Origin of the sequence: Pseudovibrio ascidiaceicola (assembly GCF_900114245.1) — a bacterium.
Taxonomy (GTDB): domain Bacteria; phylum Pseudomonadota; class Alphaproteobacteria; order Rhizobiales; family Stappiaceae; genus Pseudovibrio; species Pseudovibrio ascidiaceicola.
Map to the genome: position 1 here is coordinate 191,980 of NZ_FOSK01000009.1, position 19,151 is coordinate 211,130.

At 50.1% G+C, this 19,151-nt stretch carries 21 protein-coding genes and 1 tRNA gene; 12 read left to right on the forward strand and 10 right to left on the reverse strand.

Going from position 1 to position 19,151, the window contains the following annotated elements; genetic code table 11:
• Positions 1-97: 97 nt before the first annotated feature.
• Positions 98-733 (reverse strand): PilZ domain-containing protein, encoded by a 636-nt coding sequence (locus BM231_RS17780; protein ID WP_093521409.1) that lies wholly within the window; start codon positions 731-733, stop codon positions 98-100.
• 105 nt (positions 734-838) lie between these two features.
• Positions 839-1,528, reverse strand: a complete 690-nt coding sequence (locus BM231_RS17785; protein WP_093521410.1) for a PAS domain-containing protein — start codon at positions 1,526-1,528, stop codon at positions 839-841.
• 466 nt (positions 1,529-1,994) lie between these two features.
• On the opposite strand from BM231_RS17785, the gene BM231_RS17790 reads away from it, so the two are divergent.
• Entirely contained in the window at positions 1,995-2,765 is a 771-nt protein-coding gene (locus BM231_RS17790) for a rhomboid family intramembrane serine protease (RefSeq protein ID WP_093521414.1), read from the forward strand.
• Positions 2,766-2,929: 164 nt separating this feature from the next.
• Positions 2,930-3,361 carry a CBS domain-containing protein gene (locus BM231_RS17795; RefSeq protein ID WP_063312233.1) on the forward strand — a complete coding sequence of 144 codons (432 nt, stop codon included), beginning with the start codon at positions 2,930-2,932 and terminating at the stop codon, positions 3,359-3,361.
• A 98-nt stretch (positions 3,362-3,459) separates the two neighbouring features.
• Here BM231_RS17795 and BM231_RS17800 read toward each other — a convergent pair whose 3' ends face one another.
• The 3 genes from BM231_RS17800 to folE form a co-directional block, all read right to left on the reverse strand.
• The gene (locus tag BM231_RS17800; protein ID WP_425287820.1) at positions 3,460-4,464 is read right to left on the reverse strand and encodes a patatin-like phospholipase family protein; all 1,005 of its coding nucleotides are present in this window, start codon (positions 4,462-4,464) and stop codon (positions 3,460-3,462) included.
• A 107-nt stretch (positions 4,465-4,571) separates the two neighbouring features.
• Positions 4,572-5,042: a phosphoribosyl-AMP cyclohydrolase gene (hisI, locus tag BM231_RS17805; RefSeq protein WP_093521418.1), complete on the reverse strand. Its 471-nt coding sequence runs from the start codon at positions 5,040-5,042 to the stop codon at positions 4,572-4,574.
• A 34-nt stretch (positions 5,043-5,076) separates the two neighbouring features.
• Positions 5,077-5,709, reverse strand: coding sequence for a GTP cyclohydrolase I FolE (folE, locus tag BM231_RS17810; protein ID WP_057462520.1), 633 nt, complete (start codon positions 5,707-5,709; stop codon positions 5,077-5,079).
• 416 nt (positions 5,710-6,125) lie between these two features.
• Here folE and BM231_RS17815 point away from each other — a divergent pair, with 416 nt between their 5' ends.
• A complete protein-coding gene (locus BM231_RS17815; protein WP_093521420.1) occupies positions 6,126-6,560 on the forward strand; it encodes an iron-sulfur cluster assembly scaffold protein in 435 nt (144 codons plus the stop codon).
• A gap of 11 nt (positions 6,561-6,571) precedes the next feature.
• Positions 6,572-6,925: a membrane protein insertion efficiency factor YidD gene (gene yidD, locus BM231_RS17820; protein WP_093521422.1), complete on the forward strand. Its 354-nt coding sequence runs from the start codon at positions 6,572-6,574 to the stop codon at positions 6,923-6,925.
• Between the two features lie 15 nt (positions 6,926-6,940).
• Here the strand turns inward: yidD and BM231_RS17825 are convergent, their stop codons facing one another.
• Together BM231_RS17825 and BM231_RS17830 are read right to left on the reverse strand one after the other, a co-directional pair.
• Positions 6,941-7,495, reverse strand: a complete 555-nt coding sequence (locus BM231_RS17825) for a hypothetical protein (RefSeq protein ID WP_093521430.1) — start codon at positions 7,493-7,495, stop codon at positions 6,941-6,943.
• Between the two features lie 48 nt (positions 7,496-7,543).
• Positions 7,544-7,843 (reverse strand): hypothetical protein, encoded by a 300-nt coding sequence (locus BM231_RS17830; RefSeq protein ID WP_093521433.1) that lies wholly within the window; start codon positions 7,841-7,843, stop codon positions 7,544-7,546.
• A gap of 350 nt (positions 7,844-8,193) precedes the next feature.
• On the opposite strand from BM231_RS17830, the gene BM231_RS17835 reads away from it, so the two are divergent.
• Both BM231_RS17835 and BM231_RS17840 read left to right on the forward strand, forming a co-directional pair.
• A tRNA-Tyr gene (locus BM231_RS17835) sits at positions 8,194-8,278 on the forward strand.
• Between the two features lie 39 nt (positions 8,279-8,317).
• Complete coding sequence (locus BM231_RS17840; protein ID WP_063312119.1) at positions 8,318-8,740, forward strand: ASCH domain-containing protein; 423 nt, start codon at positions 8,318-8,320, stop codon at positions 8,738-8,740.
• Here BM231_RS17840 and BM231_RS17845 read toward each other — a convergent pair.
• On the reverse strand, positions 8,737-10,077 hold the full coding sequence (locus BM231_RS17845) for a glycosyltransferase family 4 protein (protein WP_208860472.1): 1,341 nt from the start codon (positions 10,075-10,077) through the stop codon (positions 8,737-8,739). The genes BM231_RS17840 and BM231_RS17845 overlap by 4 nt on opposite strands.
• 299 nt (positions 10,078-10,376) lie before the next feature.
• Here BM231_RS17845 and thrS point away from each other — a divergent pair, with 299 nt between their 5' ends.
• Positions 10,377-12,323 carry a threonine--tRNA ligase gene (gene thrS / locus BM231_RS17850; protein WP_063312117.1) on the forward strand — a complete coding sequence of 649 codons (1,947 nt, stop codon included), beginning with the start codon at positions 10,377-10,379 and terminating at the stop codon, positions 12,321-12,323.
• A gap of 154 nt (positions 12,324-12,477) precedes the next feature.
• A complete protein-coding gene (locus tag BM231_RS17855; RefSeq protein WP_093521445.1) occupies positions 12,478-13,329 on the forward strand; it encodes a 1-acyl-sn-glycerol-3-phosphate acyltransferase in 852 nt (283 codons plus the stop codon).
• 82 nt (positions 13,330-13,411) lie between these two features.
• Here the strand turns inward: BM231_RS17855 and BM231_RS17860 are convergent, their stop codons facing one another.
• On the reverse strand, positions 13,412-14,497 hold the full coding sequence (locus tag BM231_RS17860; RefSeq protein WP_093521446.1) for a hypothetical protein: 1,086 nt from the start codon (positions 14,495-14,497) through the stop codon (positions 13,412-13,414).
• 259 nt (positions 14,498-14,756) lie between these two features.
• On the opposite strand from BM231_RS17860, the gene BM231_RS17865 reads away from it, so the two are divergent.
• The gene (locus tag BM231_RS17865) at positions 14,757-15,362 is read left to right on the forward strand and encodes a nitroreductase family protein (RefSeq protein ID WP_093521455.1); all 606 of its coding nucleotides are present in this window, start codon (positions 14,757-14,759) and stop codon (positions 15,360-15,362) included.
• Between the two features lie 16 nt (positions 15,363-15,378).
• A complete protein-coding gene (locus tag BM231_RS17870; protein ID WP_093521456.1) occupies positions 15,379-15,990 on the forward strand; it encodes a flavin reductase family protein in 612 nt (203 codons plus the stop codon).
• A gap of 26 nt (positions 15,991-16,016) precedes the next feature.
• On the opposite strand, the gene BM231_RS17875 is transcribed toward BM231_RS17870, so the two are convergent.
• Positions 16,017-16,703 carry a citrate lyase subunit beta gene (locus tag BM231_RS17875; RefSeq protein ID WP_093521457.1) on the reverse strand — a complete coding sequence of 229 codons (687 nt, stop codon included), beginning with the start codon at positions 16,701-16,703 and terminating at the stop codon, positions 16,017-16,019.
• 184 nt (positions 16,704-16,887) lie between these two features.
• Between BM231_RS17875 and BM231_RS17880 the strand changes: the two genes are divergently transcribed.
• Both BM231_RS17880 and BM231_RS17885 read left to right on the forward strand, forming a co-directional pair.
• Complete coding sequence (locus BM231_RS17880) at positions 16,888-17,850, forward strand: lytic transglycosylase domain-containing protein (protein ID WP_093521458.1); 963 nt, start codon at positions 16,888-16,890, stop codon at positions 17,848-17,850.
• Positions 17,851-17,995: 145 nt separating this feature from the next.
• On the forward strand, positions 17,996-19,135 hold the full coding sequence (locus BM231_RS17885; protein WP_093521459.1) for a DUF2336 domain-containing protein: 1,140 nt from the start codon (positions 17,996-17,998) through the stop codon (positions 19,133-19,135).
• The last annotated feature ends 16 nt before the right edge of the window (positions 19,136-19,151 follow it).

Sequence of the window (19,151 nt, forward strand, 5' to 3'; positions counted from 1 at the left end):
CAGTTGCATGTAATTCTCACTGCTAATATTTTTTTATAAATTTATCAAAATGCCGGGGCTTAACCGTTGAAAAGACAGGAATCGGTTTGGCTGTGCCTTAGCGCTTCTCAGCGTTGGAGATATGGTGCTCCAATAATTCCTTATTCTGGACGGTGGCGAACTCGACGGCGACGCCTTCTTCAAAGTGACGAACGATCCGTGCCCGCATCTTGCCAAGCGTGATTGGTGTTCCAAGTGCTGGGCGTACATCTGTCTTGAGTGCTGCGCCGGAGAGGGAGACATCCACAATGCGGCAGGCATACTCTCTACCGTCTGGCAAAATGATCTTTGTGATCGGGTTCTTTGGTGTAAAGCGATCAAACCTGCGATCTTCTGGCAGATTAAGCTCGTCTTTGTTCGTCAGCCAAGTCAGGACAGAGGCCAGTTTGTCGCGCTTGCGTGCGCTGGCATTAAGGGTCATTGCGAAGCCACCATCGATTTCGCGGACAATTTTCCCTTCAACACGACCAATGTGATCAAGATAAGCGACAACGCGCTCGCCAATTTCGCCCATTACCGGAGAGATAAAGGCAGCGCCACCAGGAGACATGTTGACGACTTGGCATGGATACTCGCGTCGGTTTTCCAGCATGAAACGGCCCAGCACGTTGATTTCAACGCGAGAAAAACGGCGTCTGTCAGGTGCTTTTGCTGCTAGTGCAGCAATTCTGTTGGTCGCTGTGCGCCCTGCCATTTTCCTAGGAATCCCGAATACGCGATTATTGACTAGTAAGAAACTTGGGTCACACCCTAGGAAAACAAGGTTAACAGAATGGTAACTGAGGTGCGGGGTGCAGGTTTATATTTTGCCACCATCAACAACTCTAAGGTGTCCTACCTGTCGGCTGTTTGGAATTTCGACAGCTTTTGGTGCTGCTGAACGTGCCAAGTTAGTTCCACGGCTAACTCTTGGTTCCATTGAACTAACAGCACGATGACTTGGGGTTCCAAAATGTGGGACGCAGTCATTCTCGTCACTGAAGAGAGGTGCATCTTCATCTGGCCAGATCAACCTCAAGCTGTTGACTTTTTGCTTGGAGATTGCCTGAACACCGAGCCAGAACGGACGCTTGAGCGGTGCCATACAGCCTAGAATGCGCGTGCAACCTTCACCTTGAACGCGGATTGGCAGGAGTAGGAGCTCCAGATCTACTGACTGGCCCATTTCAGTTGTGCCCGTGAAGCTGATCACGGCCGCAGCGCCATCCTGTGTTATTGCAGAGAGCATGGCGGTGACAGCTTGCTGGTCTTTCTCATCCCAACCATCAAGAAAACTGCGGCCCTTCAGTTCACGACAGAACAGAGAACACAATCTTGTCCCCGCAAGACGGAATCTAAAATTGTTCTGCTGGGCCAGTTCTAAAATGAATGTATCGCCCAGAACACTTTTGATTGCGGAGGGCTGAATATCGCCACGTTCGGGAGCTGGGCGTTCAGCCCGAATTTCGTCCCAGTATTCAAAGAGTATCCGTGATGCGCCGTGTTTCATATTCCCGCCTTCCCCAGTCCGCTTATTGGGTATTCCCATTGGGGTCAGTGTCCTTTTTATGGACAACTTTAACTATCCGCTGGTCTATGGTGGGGAATAAGCATGGAGCATGCCAAGTTAGAAATATCATAAAAATTTAATAAAATATTAACCTTAACAAAGGGTTTAAGTTGTGCTGATTGGTGGCTTGTATAATCTTGGTTGCAGTTGCCTCACCTGAACCCTTGAGGCCCTAAGAATTGAGCTATTGTTGGCGGTAAACCCAGGTTTTGGGCATTTTTTGTGCTGATGAAAAGTCGGGAAAACAAACGCCTAACGGGGAGAAGCTCCAATAAACCGTCAGCGCTTGGGGGAGTGCTGGCGGTTTATTGTTTTCATTTGATCCTTACATTTTGCGGCAAGCCTTGCGAAGCGTGCCAAGTTGTCTTAGTTCAAAATGGGACAATAATTTTGGATCTGTAATAAAATGAACCAATCCAATGAAGACCACCTGGCATCTCATGGCCCCAACTTTCAGAGACCTGCGCGGGAGCCGATGTTTAATCTGCCAACCGTGGTTGTTGGACTGTCTCTGATCTTTATTGGGATACATCTGGTTCGTGCCTATGTGTTGACGCCCAATGCAGATTTGCAGACGCTGCTTTTGTTTGCATTCTGGCCTGTCCGATATCTTAGTGGTTTTATGGCTGAATACTCTTGGCCGGGAGAGACTGTTTCCGCGGTCTCGAGTTTTCTGACCTATGGGTTTTTGCATGGTAGTGCGGAGCACGTTGGTTTCAATGTGCTTTGGATGGCAGTGTTCGGCAGTGCAGTTGCACGACGTTTTGGTGCGACCCGTTTTCTATTGCTGTCGGCTGTATGTGCTATTGCTGGCGCGGGGGCTCACCTTGCTACAAACTGGGGGCAGAGTATCCCGGTGATCGGTGCATCGGCGGCGGTCTCAGGGCAAATGGCAGCTTCCTTGCGCTTTATCTTTGAAGCTGGAGGGCCAATGAGCTCGTTCCGACGGCATGATAATGCTGCTTATTCTGTGCCTGCTCGACCTTTGATGGAGGCGCTGAGCGACCGCCGTGTTCTTACCTTTATTCTGGTTTGGTTTGGCTTGAACTTCCTATTTGGCATGTGGTCTGCGCCAATTGCAGGGGAGGGCGTCAGTATTGCGTGGCAAGCTCACGTAGGTGGATTTATCGCAGGATTGATCCTGTTCCCGCTATTAGATCCGATTAAACCGCGTTGAAGTGAGACGTTTAATAGTTAGCTAACTACATATGTTAACAGCACCTAAGTTGGTGGCTAGGCAAGCATTGTTTTTTTGTGTCATGATGCCGTAGGGTTAGATTTGTTCTCTTCCTCTTTTTTCTCTGAGAAAGAAGGATGACACAAACAAATGAGGAGGTCGCCATGACAGTTGCTGCCATATTAAACGGCAAAGGGCGGGACGTTTTTACGGAGCCGAGTACACGTAGTTTAAGCGAGATATGCGCAAGCCTAGGTGGCCGCCGCATTGGTGCGATTGTGTTGTGTAACGAGCCCGGTGTGATTGTTGGGATCGTGTCAGAACGTGATGTGGTTCAGGCCATTTCAATGGAAGGAACTGACGCGCTTGCGCAGCCTGTCAGCGATTACATGACAAAAGAGGTTGCCGTCTGCAACGAGACAGACTCCGTGAACGGTGTCATGGCGCGTATGACAGAAGGGCGCTTCCGTCATATGCCAGTTGTGGAAGACGGAAAGCTCATCGGCTTGGTCTCAATCGGCGATATCGTGAAGTTCCGCATCGCTCAAGTTGAGCGCGAAGCTGAGGATCTGCGGAGTTACATTCAGGCCGTATGATTTTTACTAAGCTGCTGTGCTTTTAAGGCACAGCAGTTCCAATCCAGCCTGGTACTTACCCATTCATTGTTATTGGCTTGGGCGTGCAGAACGCCAAGTTAAGGCTGCACTTCTGCAAGTTGATGGAGTTCTGGCAACGCACGGCAAGTGGTTTCGTAACCGACGCGAATTGCCTCTTCACCGCGATGGAAGTCGAACAAACCCAGATGTGAGAGACGTAGTGTCAGGATGTTGTCTGGTGGGTCACCTGCAAGTCGTGAGCGCCCGATCCTGTCCTGAATGATGTTGTAGCTGTCCATCATCACACCGGATATGCCCGGCAATCCTTTTGGCTTCCCGCCGAATATTTGACGTCGCAGCACGCGCTTGATTGCGCCGCCCGGATCTTTCTGGAGCTTGCTATCGATTTCCGGGATCATATCTTTCGGGATTGGGGGCAGTTCATGGACAACCGTAGAGCCTCGACCGAAAGTGTCAGAGTTGAGGTTGACTGCGATCACAGCTCGTGCGCCCATCGCGCGGCAGACGGAAACCGGGATTGGATTGACCAACGCGCCATCCACCAGCCAACGACCGCCATAGGCGACCGGCTCGAACACGCCGGGGAGGGAGGTGGAACACCGCATAGCCTGTGTGAGTGGACCCTTCTTCAACCAGATTTCGTGTCCCGTGCCCAGCTCCGTTGCAACGGCCGCAAATGGTCGATCCAGATCCTCGATCATGATACCGCCGAAGTGGTCTTCGAACAATGAGAGGACTTTTTTGCCTGAGATAAGACCGGAACCGCCGAAGGAAAGGTCGACCATGCTGAAGACCCTGCGGCGAGAGAGTGAAACGACCCACTCTTCGAGTTGATCCAGTTTGCCGCAGAGATAACAGCCACCGACAACAGCGCCAATGGACGTGCCAGCTATAAAGTCTGGTTGAATGCCTGCTTCTGAAAGGGCTTTGAGTACGCCGATATGTGCCCAACCACGGGCCGCACCGCCGCCCAGAGCCAGTCCGATACCTGGTGTGATCTCTGGCTCAGGTGTGTTGAGCGGTGTCTCAGGTTCTTCTTCTACAGGCTGTTTGCTGTTTGGCCACAGAGGTAGATTTTGCAGCACTTCTATCTCCCCGACTGTCTTTCAACGGTTGAATAATCAAAATTACCTTGGGGTAACTATGCTATTTAAACCTATAAAAAGACTGAATCGGGGCACAGAGAAACCTATTGTTTTTTCCCGTAAACTTCTTGGGGGTCATATACCGGAGCGACTTCCGTCTTCTCCAGCCAGACATCCCCTGTATCGCTGCTGTTCACTTTGCGGAAGAAACAGGAGCGATAGCCGACGTGACAGGTTGCGCCGTTGCCGTGCACTTTGACACGCAGCCATATGGCGTCCTGATCGCAATCAGTCCGGATTTCAATGACTTCCTGCACCTGACCGGACGTGCCGCCCTTTTTCCAGTATTCCTGTCTGGAGCGGCTCCAGTACCAAGCCTCGCCAGTTTCAATGGTGCGACGCAGGCTCTCGGTGTTCATGTAACCCACCATGAGCAGCTCACCGCTCTTGAAATCCGTGACTGCAGCCGCGATCAGACCGTTGTCATCAAATTTTGGGCAGAGCTCATCGCCCAGCTCAATTGCTTTTTTGTCAGCACGCGGCGCGAAGCCGTCGGCTTTAATATTCGTCGACATGAAATGCTCGAATTTTGTGATGAATGGTCCGAGCTTACGAACGGACCATTGTCATAAAGCGTACCTGTTCAGACGCGTTATCTTCAAAAACACCAGAGAACCGGTTGGTGAGTGTTGATACACCTTGCTTTTGGATGCCACGCATAGACATGCACTGGTGTTCTGCCTCAATCATGACGGCGACGCCACGAGGAGCCAGATACTCTTCCAATGCTGTTGCGATCTGAACGGTCAGATGTTCCTGTGTCTGAAGGCGACGTGCGTAAATTTCTACAACACGCGCGATCTTGGAAAGACCAACCACAGCATGATCTGGATAATAAGCGATATGCGCTTTTCCGGTGAACGGCAGCACATGATGTTCACAGAAAGAAGTGAAAGAGATATCTTTCAGCAGCACAATATCATTGTAACCACCGACTTCTTCGAAGGTACGTTCCAAATGCTCGCGAGGATCTTCTTTGTATCCAGAAAAAAGATCTTCGTAGGCTTTTACCACGCGTTTTGGCGTATCCAGCAGTCCTTCACGTTCGGTATCGTCACCGATCCATTGAAGAAGTACGCGCGCAGCAGCCTCAGCTTCAGCCCGGCTAGGGCGGTTGGGGAGCTTGTTGTCTTCTGTAGCCGTGGGATCGGTTTCTGTAACCGGTCTCAAAACAGCGTCCATATTATGTCTCCAACAATACGCAGGCGATGAGTGTAAATTAAGACATACTTCTCTTAAAAAAACACTGAACCCGCCATAGGTTCCTGCGCAACAACTATTTTTGTCGGCCTGTTTTCAGTTCAGGCTCTTCCCATTGTCATACGCAAATCTATATCTTACCTAAGGAGATGCGAGTATGGCGCAGGGTATAAACTACGACAACCCGTTTAGACAGCCAATAAATTGGCACCTATGGTTTCTTCTAGGTAATGTGTGCTAGATTGCGATATTCCGCTTTTGACCTCTAGCAAGGTCTCGGCAGCACCACCTATATAAGATAGATGTCTTGGTTAGGAAAGGGTCTTCCCTTACTACTGAGTGATCCAAGGTCGCTTCGAGTTATAAAGCGAGTGTCAGAATAGTAGCCAGAGTTTTGCATGTTGGACGACATTTACAATACTAAGATCCTTGAGTTTGCAGGGAATATCCCTCTGTTGGGACATCTTGATGCCCCGCAAGCTCAGGCAAAAGCACACTCACGGCTTTGTGGTTCGACGGTGAGCGTTGAGGTTTGTGTAGCCGATGGTCTAATAGCCTCTTTTGCGCAGGACGTGAAAGCGTGCGCGCTTGGGCAAGCATCCGCCTCTATTTTAGGCCAACATGTTATTGGGGCCTCACCCTCCGAAATCCGGGAGGCTTATGCGCAGCTCCATGCGATGTTGAAGGAAAATGGGCCACCTCCGACCGGTCGTTTTGCTGATCTGTCTTTCCTTGAACCGGTGCGCGATTATAAAGCGCGTCATGCGTCCACCATGCTTGCGTTTGAAGCTTTGGTGAAAGCGCTTGATGATGTTGAAGCTACCGTTGCTTAAGGCAAACTAAGATGTGTAAACCCGAACCGCTCCCTAAAGAGAGGCCTGCCAGCCTGATGGTGCGAGTTGGTATCGGGCTTATTTGGGTTTACCAACACAGTTTATCGCTGATACTCGGGCGAGCGTGTCGCTATCAGCCTTCCTGCTCACATTATACAGCTGAGGCGATGGTGCGTTTTGGCTTCTGGCGTGGTGGCTGGATTGGGTTGTCGCGGATCATTCGTTGTAATCCATATGGAGCGAGTGGGTATGATCCTGTTCCTGCCAGTCTGCCTGAGCAATCCAGATGGTATTTGCCCTGGCGCTATGGGCATTGGACTGGGCGCCATATTGACCCCAAGACGCGTTTTGATCTGCAGGACTAGAAGCCGTTTCTCTGCCTATGGACAGGAGAATGCACTTTTCTCTTCTTCGGTTAGGACCGGCAGAACCGCAAACTCTCCTTCTATAGAGAGGTTTTCATAGGGTTGTGAGTTGATGACGACGCCATAGGCCTTGCCGCTGGCAGCATCTAATGTCCAAACCCAGCCGAGATTGGATTCCTGCGGATTATCCTTCCAAGAAATCTGAGTAATATCTGGTGTGATCTGCTGTACGGTGTAGGTCGCAGACCCTTTGCTTTTACCAAGTTTTGAGGTGGTGTTCCACGCCAGTGCTTCACTGTTGCAAATGAAGGTCGTGAATTTCTCTTCAATCGCCTCTGCGCCTTCCTTTGTAATCGTCCAGGCGAAATTCAATGATTTACCTAGCCATTGCTCGGCGGCCTTAACAGCGGAGGCGTCACTTCCAGTTTCTGCGAGTGTGTGGATGTCGCTTTGGAGGCTTTTGCTGGTCGGGACGGGCGGGCCATCTCCCGTAACCTGTGCAACTGCTACCAGATCAGATGAATGCATGAACAAGATTGCGCTGGCGCTCAGGATTGCTAAGAGTTTCATCGGGTTATCCTGTTTTCATTCTTGCCGCTGTTTAATTGGGTTCAAAGGCTACTGAAGGAACTGTGGCCAAAAACTTCCTTTATCTTCCTGGTTTTGCTCACTGTCAGTAGCGGTTGGATCATTCGTCGGTTCGGATGGTACCGGCATGTCTTGGGGGGTGCTCATTTGGTATTCTGGCATGCCACTCATCATGGATGGGTCCTCTTCTGCGTTGTCTGGTTCTGCTTCAACAGTCCCAGAGGTTCCAAGAGAGGGTTCAACAGATATTTGAGTGTGAGCAGGAAGCGCACTGGACGTGAGCGCAAACCCTGTGACGACAATATATGTGAAAAGCCAATGCCTGCTCATTTGAATACCTTTGGATGATCAGTGTGGTACGCACTCCAATACAGAAACTCATAATTTCATTTGAAGATAATGGCTTAATGTAGAGTTGCGTCCAGCAACTAGCAGTGGTTCCCAGTTCTTGGCTTAATGAAAAGCTATCTGCTGGTGTTGAAATTCATGAAATTTTTGCGCGCGTAATACGTGCTTTTGCCTATGCGAAGGCTGCGTAGAGGCGTGTTGTTCACAGATTGGAGGTCAAAAACGTTTTTTCCTATGTTTTCCCAATCCAAATTTCAAAGGAGCGTTGACAAGAGGGGCTCAAATGAAGATAACCCGTCCTCACACGGCGCGGCCAACTTGGCCAATGCGACGGAGGAGTGCCCGAGTGGCTAAAGGGGGCGGACTGTAAATCCGCTGGCTATGCCTACGTTGGTTCGAATCCAACCTCCTCCACCATTTTTCTTTCATAAAATCAGTTTGTTACGGTAAAGACGCATGTCTATTGAAGGTTTTGAAGACCTCCCGAGTTATGCTTTTGGCGACAGCCCTGAGCTAGCTGACAGCTTGCTTGAGCTTGTTCTGAATGGAACAAAGACAGCTACCTGTGGTGATCTGCTTTCCTATGAGAAGGAAGGGGAACCGCTTCCTCAGCCGGGCGATCAGTTCGTTATTCTTGATGGTAAGGGGCAAGCCGCTTGCGTCATTGAGATGGTCACGGTTGATGTGCGCCAGTTCAACGAGATTGATGAGATTTGGGCTGTGCTGGAAGGTGAAGGCGATCTTAGTCTTGAATTTTGGCAGGATGCGCATCGTGAATATTTTGAGCGGAACGGTGTCTTTGCTCAAGATATGAAGCTGGTTTGTGAGTACTTTCAGTTGGTGAAGATCTTCAAACGCGATCAAGCTAAGCCGAACTAAATTTCTTCCAGTTTTTGTGAGATGCTCTTTGATACGGATGATCGTTTGTCCGGTGGTGCGTTGTGGCTTTGAATAGCCTGCCAGATATCCTCTTTAACATCCTGCCATTGCCGAAGCTCAGCCCTCAAAGGTAGCTCTGCGCGCAAGGCGTTCTTAGTTTGCAATGTTGATTGGATCAGGGCAGCCAGTTCCTCAGAGTTGTGTGGGTCAAAATATCGGCAATGGTCGCCGCCAACTTCTGGAATTGAGGTTGCATTGGAAGCAAGCACAGGTGTTCCCATCCAAAGGGCTTCACCGACGGGTAGGCCGTATCCTTCAAACAAGCTTGGATAGACCAGTGCAATTGCTTCTTTGTAAAGGGCAGTGAGTTCAGCTTGCGTGGGCGATTGGACAATCGTCACGTACTTGCCAATAGCTGTATATTTCTGATTTTTGTTGAGGCTTGCGAAGGCGCCATTTGGAATTGCACCTGCGCATATGAGCTGTGGTAGAGGTGCGTCTTCGTCGTGCTCTAAAATGTGTAAGTAAGCATCAAAAACGAGTTTTGCATTTTTCCGATACCTTATGTCCCCTAGCAGCAAAAAGAACCCATTTTCAGGGCGTTGTCTGAGGGGGTAGATTGGCTCTGCTTCCTGAAATTCATGCGCCAAATGGACAACGCTTGTGCTTTGAGGCGAGGGGAGTTTCTGCTCTGCCAGAAATTTGAGTAGATCGCTTCTCGTGTACTCAGAGTTTGCCAGAACGTGCGGTCTTGTAGTGACGGTTCGCCGTAAATGCTCCAGCCAAAGTTTGGCGCCTAAGTCTTCTTCAGGATCGTTGAGGCGTAAAGGGGAGATATCATGGATCATGACGTAGACTGGTACATATGGTGCGCGGCTCTTCACATATTCCGTTAGACGCCGGGCTTCTTCCAGGTTTCCCAATGAAAGGAAGGGAGCGTCGATATCGGAGAGTGGTTCTCCCAGCGCTTCACCATCATACGCGCCGATGGTTTCATCCGCATGTGAGCGCAATGTATGTCGCAACCTGTGAAACAGTCCCTTGATCTTGCGGTTTCTATATTTTTCCAGATGGAATGCTTTTACTGGAGCGCCCAACAAGTCGGGCAGGTGTTCGGGGTTAAGGTCATCATCCTTAAACAATGGATCGGCTTGCACACTCACATATTCGTTTGTTCGGGCGTCATGGCAAATGAAGGTGACTTCAAGGTCATCCTTATAAAAGCGCTTGGCTGTTTCATAGAGAGTTCTGGTGACGCCATTTGCCTGCAATGAGGTAGAGCGGTTCTGCCTCAAGGTGGTCAAATCAAAGTAGAGCTTTGGCTTTGGCGTCGTCATGCTCAGCTCCTGACAGCTGGTAGAGTGTGCATCATGCATTCCTTGTGATGGAGTTTGCGAATCCTGTTGTTGCAAGCAGTATGCGGAGTGGGGAGAGGGAAGGCTAGCTAAACCCTTGCTAACCAGTGGTAATTCAAGGTGCGTAACCCGTCGATTAGGTGATCTCTCCCGAGGAAAACAGAGTTGGGCGCGCTTAAAATAATCTGGACGCGTCTTCAAGAATTGGTTATTCAGGCAATCCATGATTAACACCAAACCGCTTACCTGCCTTGTTTGCAGGAGTGAGCTGGAGACTTGATATGCTGCAATTGACCTTCCCTGACAATTCCGTTCGCGAATACGGCGCTGGTTCCACCGGTGCTGACGTTGCAGGGAGCATTTCTAAATCTCTCTTGAAGAAAGCCGTTGCCGTCGCGATTGATGGTGAGCTGCGTGATCTTTCTGATCCTATTCCAGCAAGTGCTGCGATTGAATTTGTTACTCGCGATGACCCTCGTGCGCTGGAATTGATCCGCCACGATGCGGCGCACGTGATGGCAGAAGCTGTGCAGGAGCTGTGGCCTGATACACAGGTTACAATCGGTCCTGTTATCGAGAACGGTTTTTATTACGACTTTAAGCGTGAAACGCCATTTACACCTGAAGATCTGCCAAAAATCGAAAAGAAGATGCAGCAGATCATTCAGCGCAATGCGAAGTTTACCAAGGAAATCTGGAGCCGCGACGAAGCGAAAGAATACTTTGCTTCCAAGGGTGAAGATTACAAGGTTGAGCTTGTTGATGCGATTCCTGAAGATCAAACCGTTAAGATCTATAAGCAGGGTGACTGGTTGGATCTTTGCCGTGGTCCGCATATGGCATCCACTGGCCAGGTCGGTCAGGCATTCAAGTTGATGACTGTTGCCGGTGCTTACTGGCGCGGCGATTCCAACAATGAGATGCTGACCCGTATCTATGGTACTGCATGGTCCAATGAGAAAGACCTGAAAGCTTACCTCCATATGCTTGAGGAAGCTGAGAAGCGCGACCACCGTAAGCTTGGCCGCGAAATGGATCTGTACCACTTCCAGGAGGAAGGTCCGGGTGTTGTCTTCTGGCATCACAAGGGCTGGCAGTTGTTCCAGAACCTGACCAACTACATGCGTCGTCGTCTTGCTGATGACTATCAGGAAGTGAATGCACCTCAGATTCTGGATAAGTCGCTCTGGGAAACCTCCGGTCACTGGGAATGGTACCGCGAGAACATGTTTGCGACTGAGACCGAAGACCACCGTGTCTTCGCGATTAAGCCGATGAACTGTCCTGGTCACGTCCAGATCTTCAAGCACGGCCTGAAGTCCTATCGTGATCTGCCTCTGCGTATGGCTGAATTCGGTGCGGTTTCCCGCTATGAGCCATCCGGTGCGTTGCATGGCTTGATGCGTGTTCGCGCGTTTACGCAGGATGATGCGCATGTGTTCTGTACTGAAGAACAGATGGCTGCGGAATGCCACAAGATCAACGACCTGATTATGTCCGTCTACAAGGACTTTGGGTTTGAAGAGATTGTTGTGAAGCTCTCAACCCGTCCTGAAAAGCGTGTTGGTTCTGATGAAGTTTGGGATCACGCTGAAGCTGTGATGGGAGAAGTGCTGAAGGAGATCGAAGCGAACTCTGGCGGCAAGATCAAGACAGGCATTCTTGAAGGTGAGGGTGCGTTCTACGGCCCTAAGTTTGAGTACACTCTGCGCGATGCGATTGGTCGTGAATGGCAGTGCGGTACCACTCAGGTCGACTTCACGTTGCCAGAGCGCTTTGGTGCGTTCTATGTCGATAGCGATGGCGAGAAGAAGCAGCCGGTGATGATCCACCGTGCGATCTGTGGTTCTCTGGAGCGCTTCCTTGGCATCCTCATTGAGAACTTTGCAGGTCACTTCCCATTGTGGCTGACACCTCAGCACTTCGTTGTGGCAGCAATCACTTCTGATGCAGATGATTATGCAAAAGAAGTGCATGCGGCGCTGAAGAAAGCTGGTTTGCGCGGTGAGTTGGATCTTCGTAATGAGAAGATCAACTACAAGGTTCGTGAACATTCTCATGCCAAGATCCCAGTGATCATTGCAGTTGGTAAGCGTGAAGCAGAAGAGAAGACAGTGAGCATCCGTCGTCTTGGTTCGCGTAACCAAACATCAATGACATTGGATGAGGCGGTGGCAAGCCTTACTGATGAAGCAACAGCTCCAGACCTGAAAGAGCAGGCATCCTGATCTTTTCAACTGAGTGAAATTTTGAAGGCTGGCTGCAGGTTTCTGTTGCCAGCCTTTTTCTTTTTGGCCTCACTGTCGCCTAAACTTCACGTAAGTTTGCGAAAGCTTACAAAGCCAGCTCAGATGAAAATGAGTTATGTGAAGTGAGGATGTCGTGAACCACGCCGATTTGAGCTATGCCAATAATAATCATCCTTTATTGAAGCGGTGGCTTATTCGCAGCATTGAAGGTCTTTCTGGCAGACGAGCGCTGTTGGACCTTTATGAGGGTTGGCGAGTAGGCTTCTCAGTTTCTGATCGAGCGCTCTGGCGAGATCTGCTGGATCAGATTGACCTGTGTGTGGAATGTTCTGGACACGACTGGCCGCCCTCTGATCTAGATGGAAAGCCTTTGGTGCTGATAGCAAACCATCCGTATGGTATTGCAGATGGCATTGCGATCCTTTCACTTGCTGAGCAGCTGAACCGTCCTTATCGCGTGCTGATCAATAATGAGCTGTTGAAGGTGCCTGAGATCAGGCCTTTTGCCTTACCGGTAGATTTTGAAGAAACCGAAGAAGCCTTGCGGACCAACCTGAAAACACGGCAGGAAGCCCTTAGACTGCTGCGGGAAGGGGTGGTGATTGTGATCTTTCCAGGAGGTGGAGTTGCTACAGCTGCTAAGCCGTTTGGCAGGGCTGAGGAGCTGCCTTGGAAAACATTTAGTGCCAAGCTCATTCGAAGTGCGCGAGCAACGGTGTTGCCGGTTTATTTTGAGGGCCAGAACTCGGCGTTGTTCCACATGGTCAGTCGCTTTTCTCTGAGTTTACGATTGTCGCTTCTCATAGGCGAGTTCAAGAGCATTCTGGGACAAACCATTCTTGCGCGGATTGGCTCTCCTATTTCCTTTGAGGTTTTAGAGGGATGCGAGAGCCAGCGAGAAATGATGGATGAACTTCAGGCAACTGTTATGAGTTTGCGGGACTGTGTTGAGGCGCCAAAGGCGGAGACCTTTTATCTTCCGTAGGACATCCTCCTTAACGTCTGCGTGAGCCAATAAAAAAGGCGCCGAGTGAGGCGCCTTGGTCATTCTTGATCTTGTGTAAGCCTTACAGGGGATTTTCTGCAAGCACTTCCACTTCTACGTTGTTTACACTTGGATTGACCGTGAACTCCTCGCGATACATCTCACCATTGTTACGCGCCATAACCGTATAGGTTCCGGCTGCAAGGGTGAGGTCGAGGAATGCGCCATTGCCGCTTGCAACTGTGTCGCCACCTGGAGAAAGGATCGTCCAAGAGGTGTTGGCCAAAGACGTCTTGTTCTTAGCGCTCACCAATTTCAGCGTGATGTTGCCTGCCTGATGGTAAAGAGTTGCTTCGGTCAGCTTGCCTGCCTGAACATGAATGTCGGCGCGTACGACAGCGTTGATATCGCCGTAGCGGCTTTCAACGTGGTAGGTGCCTGCGCTTACTGGAACAAGTTCGCCCGGCTTAATGCCGGAAGCGATGAGACCGCGGTTGCCTGTGGTGTCGTAAGTCATGTCGTAGATGTTAAAGCGCACATCTTTGCGTGGCATCTGCTGATCGTTGCCTAGAGCAGCGTCCAGACGAATGCCACCTGCGTTCAGGATGATTGTTCCTGTTTTCACACCGCTTTTAAGCTCATAGCGCGTGGTTGCTGTGACTTTGCCAAAAGACGTGTGTACGAGGTACGTACCCGGATCGAGGCGGAATTCTGCGTCCTGATCTTGAGAGGACGCGACCATGGTCAAAGATCCATCATCATTTTCTTTTGAAGAGTAGACGCGCCATTTCAGGCCGCGTGTGAGGTTTGGTGTTCCCTCAGCCAGCTTTGCTACCAGATAGAGGACAGGTTGAGCGCCAACAGGTGCCTGTTCTGCGCCTACGGATGGGGGAGCATATGGTAAGAAGCTCGTACCCATTGTTGGTGCAAGAGATTGTCCCTGATAGCCGCTGAGCGGATCATAGCTGATAGGAGGAGCGATGGTCTTGTCTGGCTGTGCGCCCAAGTCCAGTACTTCCTTTGAGAATGGCAAAGCAGGTTTGGAAACAGGAATAGGACCTGCAGCCTGAGCGGCGTTTCCAAGCACAGCCAATACAGCACAAAATGCTGTGGCGGTTGCTGCGCGTTGTAGCGCCTTGCTGAACGTCGATATCCGCTCTAACTTCACGTGTGCTCTCGCTACTACTTCAGAAAGTGTTACCCGTGTGCGACAGTAAATACAAAACCGACACCCGATCGAGTGAAATCAGATTACAGTGACAAACTGTGATTTGGAAGTGTTTTATAAATTTTTACTAAGTGGGTTGGGGATTGGTAGTCAATGTGGCAAGAATGGGGCAAGACCATCCTTTAATTGACACAGTTGATATTCTGTATAGGACTATTGCGTAGCTTTAATCGTTGAAATCCTGAAAAGAATCGAGACCGTGGAAACTAAAGACCTTCCAGAACTGAAGAGTTTTCTCAAAACTCGTCGCTCCCATCTCGCTGCAACACTCGTGCATCCTAGTCCCAATCAAGCACAAATTTCAGAGCTTCTTGAGATGGCCTGCCGTGTTCCAGATCACGGGAAAATTTCTCCTTGGCGGTTTGTTATCTATGACAATTCACAGGCTGACCCTATCGGTCTAAAGCTTGCTGAAATTGCAGAAAAACGTCAGGGACCTCTTGGGGAGAACACCAAGGCAATGGAGCTGGAGCGTTTCAAGCGTGCACCGTTGGTTATTGGCGTTCTGTCTTCTCCAAACCGGGAACATAAAGTTCCGGTCTGGGAGCAGGAACTTGCTGTTGGGGCGGTTTGCGTTTCGCTCCTTAATGCCTGCTTTTCACTGGGTTTTGCAGGTCAGTGGCTTTCTGAGTGGTATGCTTTTGATGATGAGGCAGCTGCTTATCTGGGTGCGCGTGATGACGAGCGATTTGCAGGCTTCATTCATATCGGAAGCCCGAGCGTTGTGCCGAATGAGCGTCCTCGGCCTGATGTTGCCCAATTGACTGAATATTTTGAAAGTTCTCCGTCTGGTGTTGATGCGTAGGAGTTGAGGCAAGCACATGTTTTATGAAGCGAATAAGCCCCATGGATTGCCTCACAATCCATTTAAGGCTGTTGTTGCTCCGCGTCCGATTGGCTGGGTTTCGACTGTGTCTAAGGATGGCGTGCGTAATCTGGCTCCGTACAGCTTCTTCAATGCGGTGTGTGATACGCCTCCGATGGTGGTGTTTGGCTCCAGCGGCTACAAAGATTCTGTCCGCAATATCGAAGAGACTGGTGAGTTTGTCTGTAACCAGGCCACATTGGATCTTGCAGATGCGATGAACCTGTCCTCTGCAATGGTTGGCTCTGGCGTGGATGAGTTCGAGCTATCCGGTCTAACAGCAGCGCCATCCAAGTTGCTCAAAGCTCCGCGCGTTTTAGAGGCGAAAACTGCGTTGGAATGTAAGCTGGTCAATGTGCAGCGTCTGGTCGATATTGACGGAAATGAGACCAACAGTTGGCTTATACTGGGTCAGGTTGTTGGTGTGCATATCGACGAAAGCGTGCTCAAAAACGGCTTGCTCAATGTGGCAAAAATGAAGCCTTTGGCCCGCTTGGGCTACATGGATTATTCGGTAGTCGATTCTGTATTTCAGATGGATCGACCGGTCCTTCCAGAAAAAGCATGATGGTGGGCGCTCAGGCGCCCCTTTTCTTATTTCGAAAATACCTGCTGTATCTGCTGCGCGTCTTCAGGCGTGTTTGCGTTCATCCCAGTAAAGCCGAGGGCTGTTGATTTTTCTAGGTCCTCAGGAGTTGCCGTTGGTGCTGTATCCAAAGCAATCAGATGAGCCGATTTTGCAGCAAACAGGCATTGTGTTTGTGCATACTGAAATGGTGGTAGCAAACCTCTGTTTTCATCTCTGGACTGTTTTGCATCCAGTGTCTCTTTCAGCGCTTCTTCATTCCATGTCAGCGCGGTTAGGCGCGGGCTAGTGTCGGAGAGGTTCATGAGGTTGTGAAACGCCACAGGATATCTACCAAGTTCAGGAATGATCTTCATTATGCAATCCTGCAATGCGTGTTCGGCCTCAAAGACTGAAAGTATTGCGTGCAAACGTTCAATATCGGCCCGAGACTTGACGAAGGTTGGAATGACGCCTCGTGACCTCACATGAGCATAGGGCTTGAGCATTGAGAGGATCGTGCTCTCTGATGGTTCGTTCAGCATGAGGTAGAGATTGTGGTGTTTGCCCAGCTCTGCCAGAGTGTTTGACGGGCCATAAGGCTCGAACTCGCTGACGGGCTTTTCTGGTAGGATGGCGAGTGATACATTCCTCAAAGCTTTCAGCTCTTCGGTCTTATCGAATGTTGAAGCCCTCACGCTCAGCAGGCTGTTCATTGCTTTTCTCCGAATCCAATCAGAAATTGAATTGTAATGCATAAATCGTAGAGAACAGGATAGGCGAAAAATCTGTTTTAACTCAAATAACTCAGTGAGTTCAGTCGGGTAAAATTAAAATTTAACTATTTGTTAACTAATATTAAGGGATATTAACTAATAGTATCATAGGGGGCAGATTCTAGTGAAGGTTGCAGGCGATCCTTCCATAGCAGGGCGTATTGAATCGGCTTTTCAAAAGGCCAGTTCCAAAACAGGCACGTCTTTTGACTTTCTGCTGCAAGCGGCTGCACGTGAATCTTCCTTTGATCCGAATGCAAAAGCGAAAACCTCCTCTGCCTCAGGGTTATTCCAATTCATCGAGTCTACCTGGCTTGAGACGCTCAAGAAAAATGGTGAAGAGCTGGGCTTGCAAGATTATGCGCAGCACATTCGTGTAGATGCAAATGGCAAGTACCGCGTTGATAACAAGCACCTGAAGCAACAGCTTCTGGACTTGCGTTATGACCCTGATATCTCTTCGCTTGTTGCCGGTGCTTTAGCGAAAGACAACGCCTCCGGGCTCTCTTCAAATCTGGGACGAGACCCCTCCGCTGGTGAGCTCTATCTTGCACACTTCCTTGGTGTGAACGGTGGTCTGCGGCTTCTGAACGCGGTTCAGGACCGCCCAGAACATCCAGCTGCGGACTTGTTTCCGCTGCAGGCGCGGTCCAACAAGGCTGTATTTTACAACAGGGATGGGCAAGCACGGACTGTCAGCGATGTGCATGACCGATTGGTTGGCCGTTTCAACGATACGATTGCCGGTGCTGACCGCCCTGCAGTTGGGGTGCGTAAAGGGCCGATTACCAAACCGATTGATAGCCATCGTGTTGAAAGCCGCATTCTGACAGCGTGGCGTGCGACGACGGTTGATAAAGAAGAGGCGCCTTTTCAGTCCCTGTTTCGGACTGATGAAGCAGCAGCACTAACTGCGTCCAAAGCTGTTAGCGAGACGAAACGGTCTGGAGTTGAGGTTCAGGAATCAATCAGCCAACAGTTTGTTGCGCCAAAACCAGTTGCGAGACCATCCGGTGCGCCTTTGGACCTGACTAAATTTCTTGCGCCGTCCCAAGCAAGTGGAAAATCCTTAAGTAAGAAGGTCTAGAGCCTGTGACTTGCAGGCGTTTCTTGCTGGTCTAATCTTTCAAAAAGTAAGTTTTACGAGAAACTGCTGGTGCGGTGAACGAAGCCTTAAGAATTATGATTAATTATTTCTACCCATAGTTGGTGGATACAGGTTTCTGAGTGCCATGATTATCAAGAGTTTTCTGAATTGGGTGCAGTATGCGCCAAGTGGAAGTCGCGCACAGGCGGCTGGTACTTTGGCACGTGCTTTTTTGTACTCTGACCTTGAAAGCTCTGAGCATAGCGAAGCGGAAGCGGCATTGACCTTCCTGCTTGATGATCGCGATGTTGCGGTTCGGGTTGCACTTGCAGAAGCCTTTGGTGCTGCGAAGATTGTTCCTTCTCACATAATTTCTGCTTTGCTCGTGGACGAAGATGAAGTTGCGCTGCCTTTGCTTTCTGGTGCGACGATTATTCCAGAAGGTGAACTGGTGGACCTTGTTGCGACAGGCTCTGCTCAGCGTTGTGTTGCGGTTGCCAGCCGGCCTGAGATCACGGTGGGTCTGTCTGCTGCTATCTGTGAAGTTGCTTGCGAAGAGGCCTGTGTTGCTTTGCTTGCAAATGAGAAAGCAGAGATCACACCTAACAGTATGGAGCGTGTTGTTGCGCGATTTGGTGAAAGCCGGGACGTGAAAGATGCTCTGATGTCTCGTGATGATGTTCCCTTACAAATCCGCCATATGATGCTGCGGCGTTATACTGAAGGACTTGGGGATCATCCGCAGGTGCTTGGTGCAAGAAATATGCGTGCTCCCGAGCAACTGGTCGCTGATGCGCAGGACCGTTCTACAATTTCACTGGCCTGGAGTGCGTCTGACAAGGAGCTGCATGGGCTTGTTGAGCATCTGGTTGTTTCTGCTCAGATGACAAGTGTTCTTTTGCTTCGTTCCGCGGTAACTGGCTGTTTTAACTTACTTACCAGCTCGCTCGCACGCTTATCTGATTATGATGAGGATCAGGTGTTTGACGCATTGGCGACGCCATTTGGTGCACCGTTGCGACGTGTCTTGTCAGCGGCAGGGTTGCCAGATCGCACGCATGCGCTTTTTCAGGAATGCATTGCCAGCTGGCAGCGGGTCGAAAATATGCAGATCGACCATTGGTCCAAGTCACGTATTGTAGCGGGTGATCTGATTGCGCTGGAAGATGAGTTGGGGATTGAGGATTTGGGAGATCTGCAAGACTTGTTGCACCGCCTCTCTAATGAGGCAGCGCGGGAAAGTGCACGTACACGCGTAGCTGAAATGCTAAGCGATGTGGCTTAAGCTACTCGATTTACTG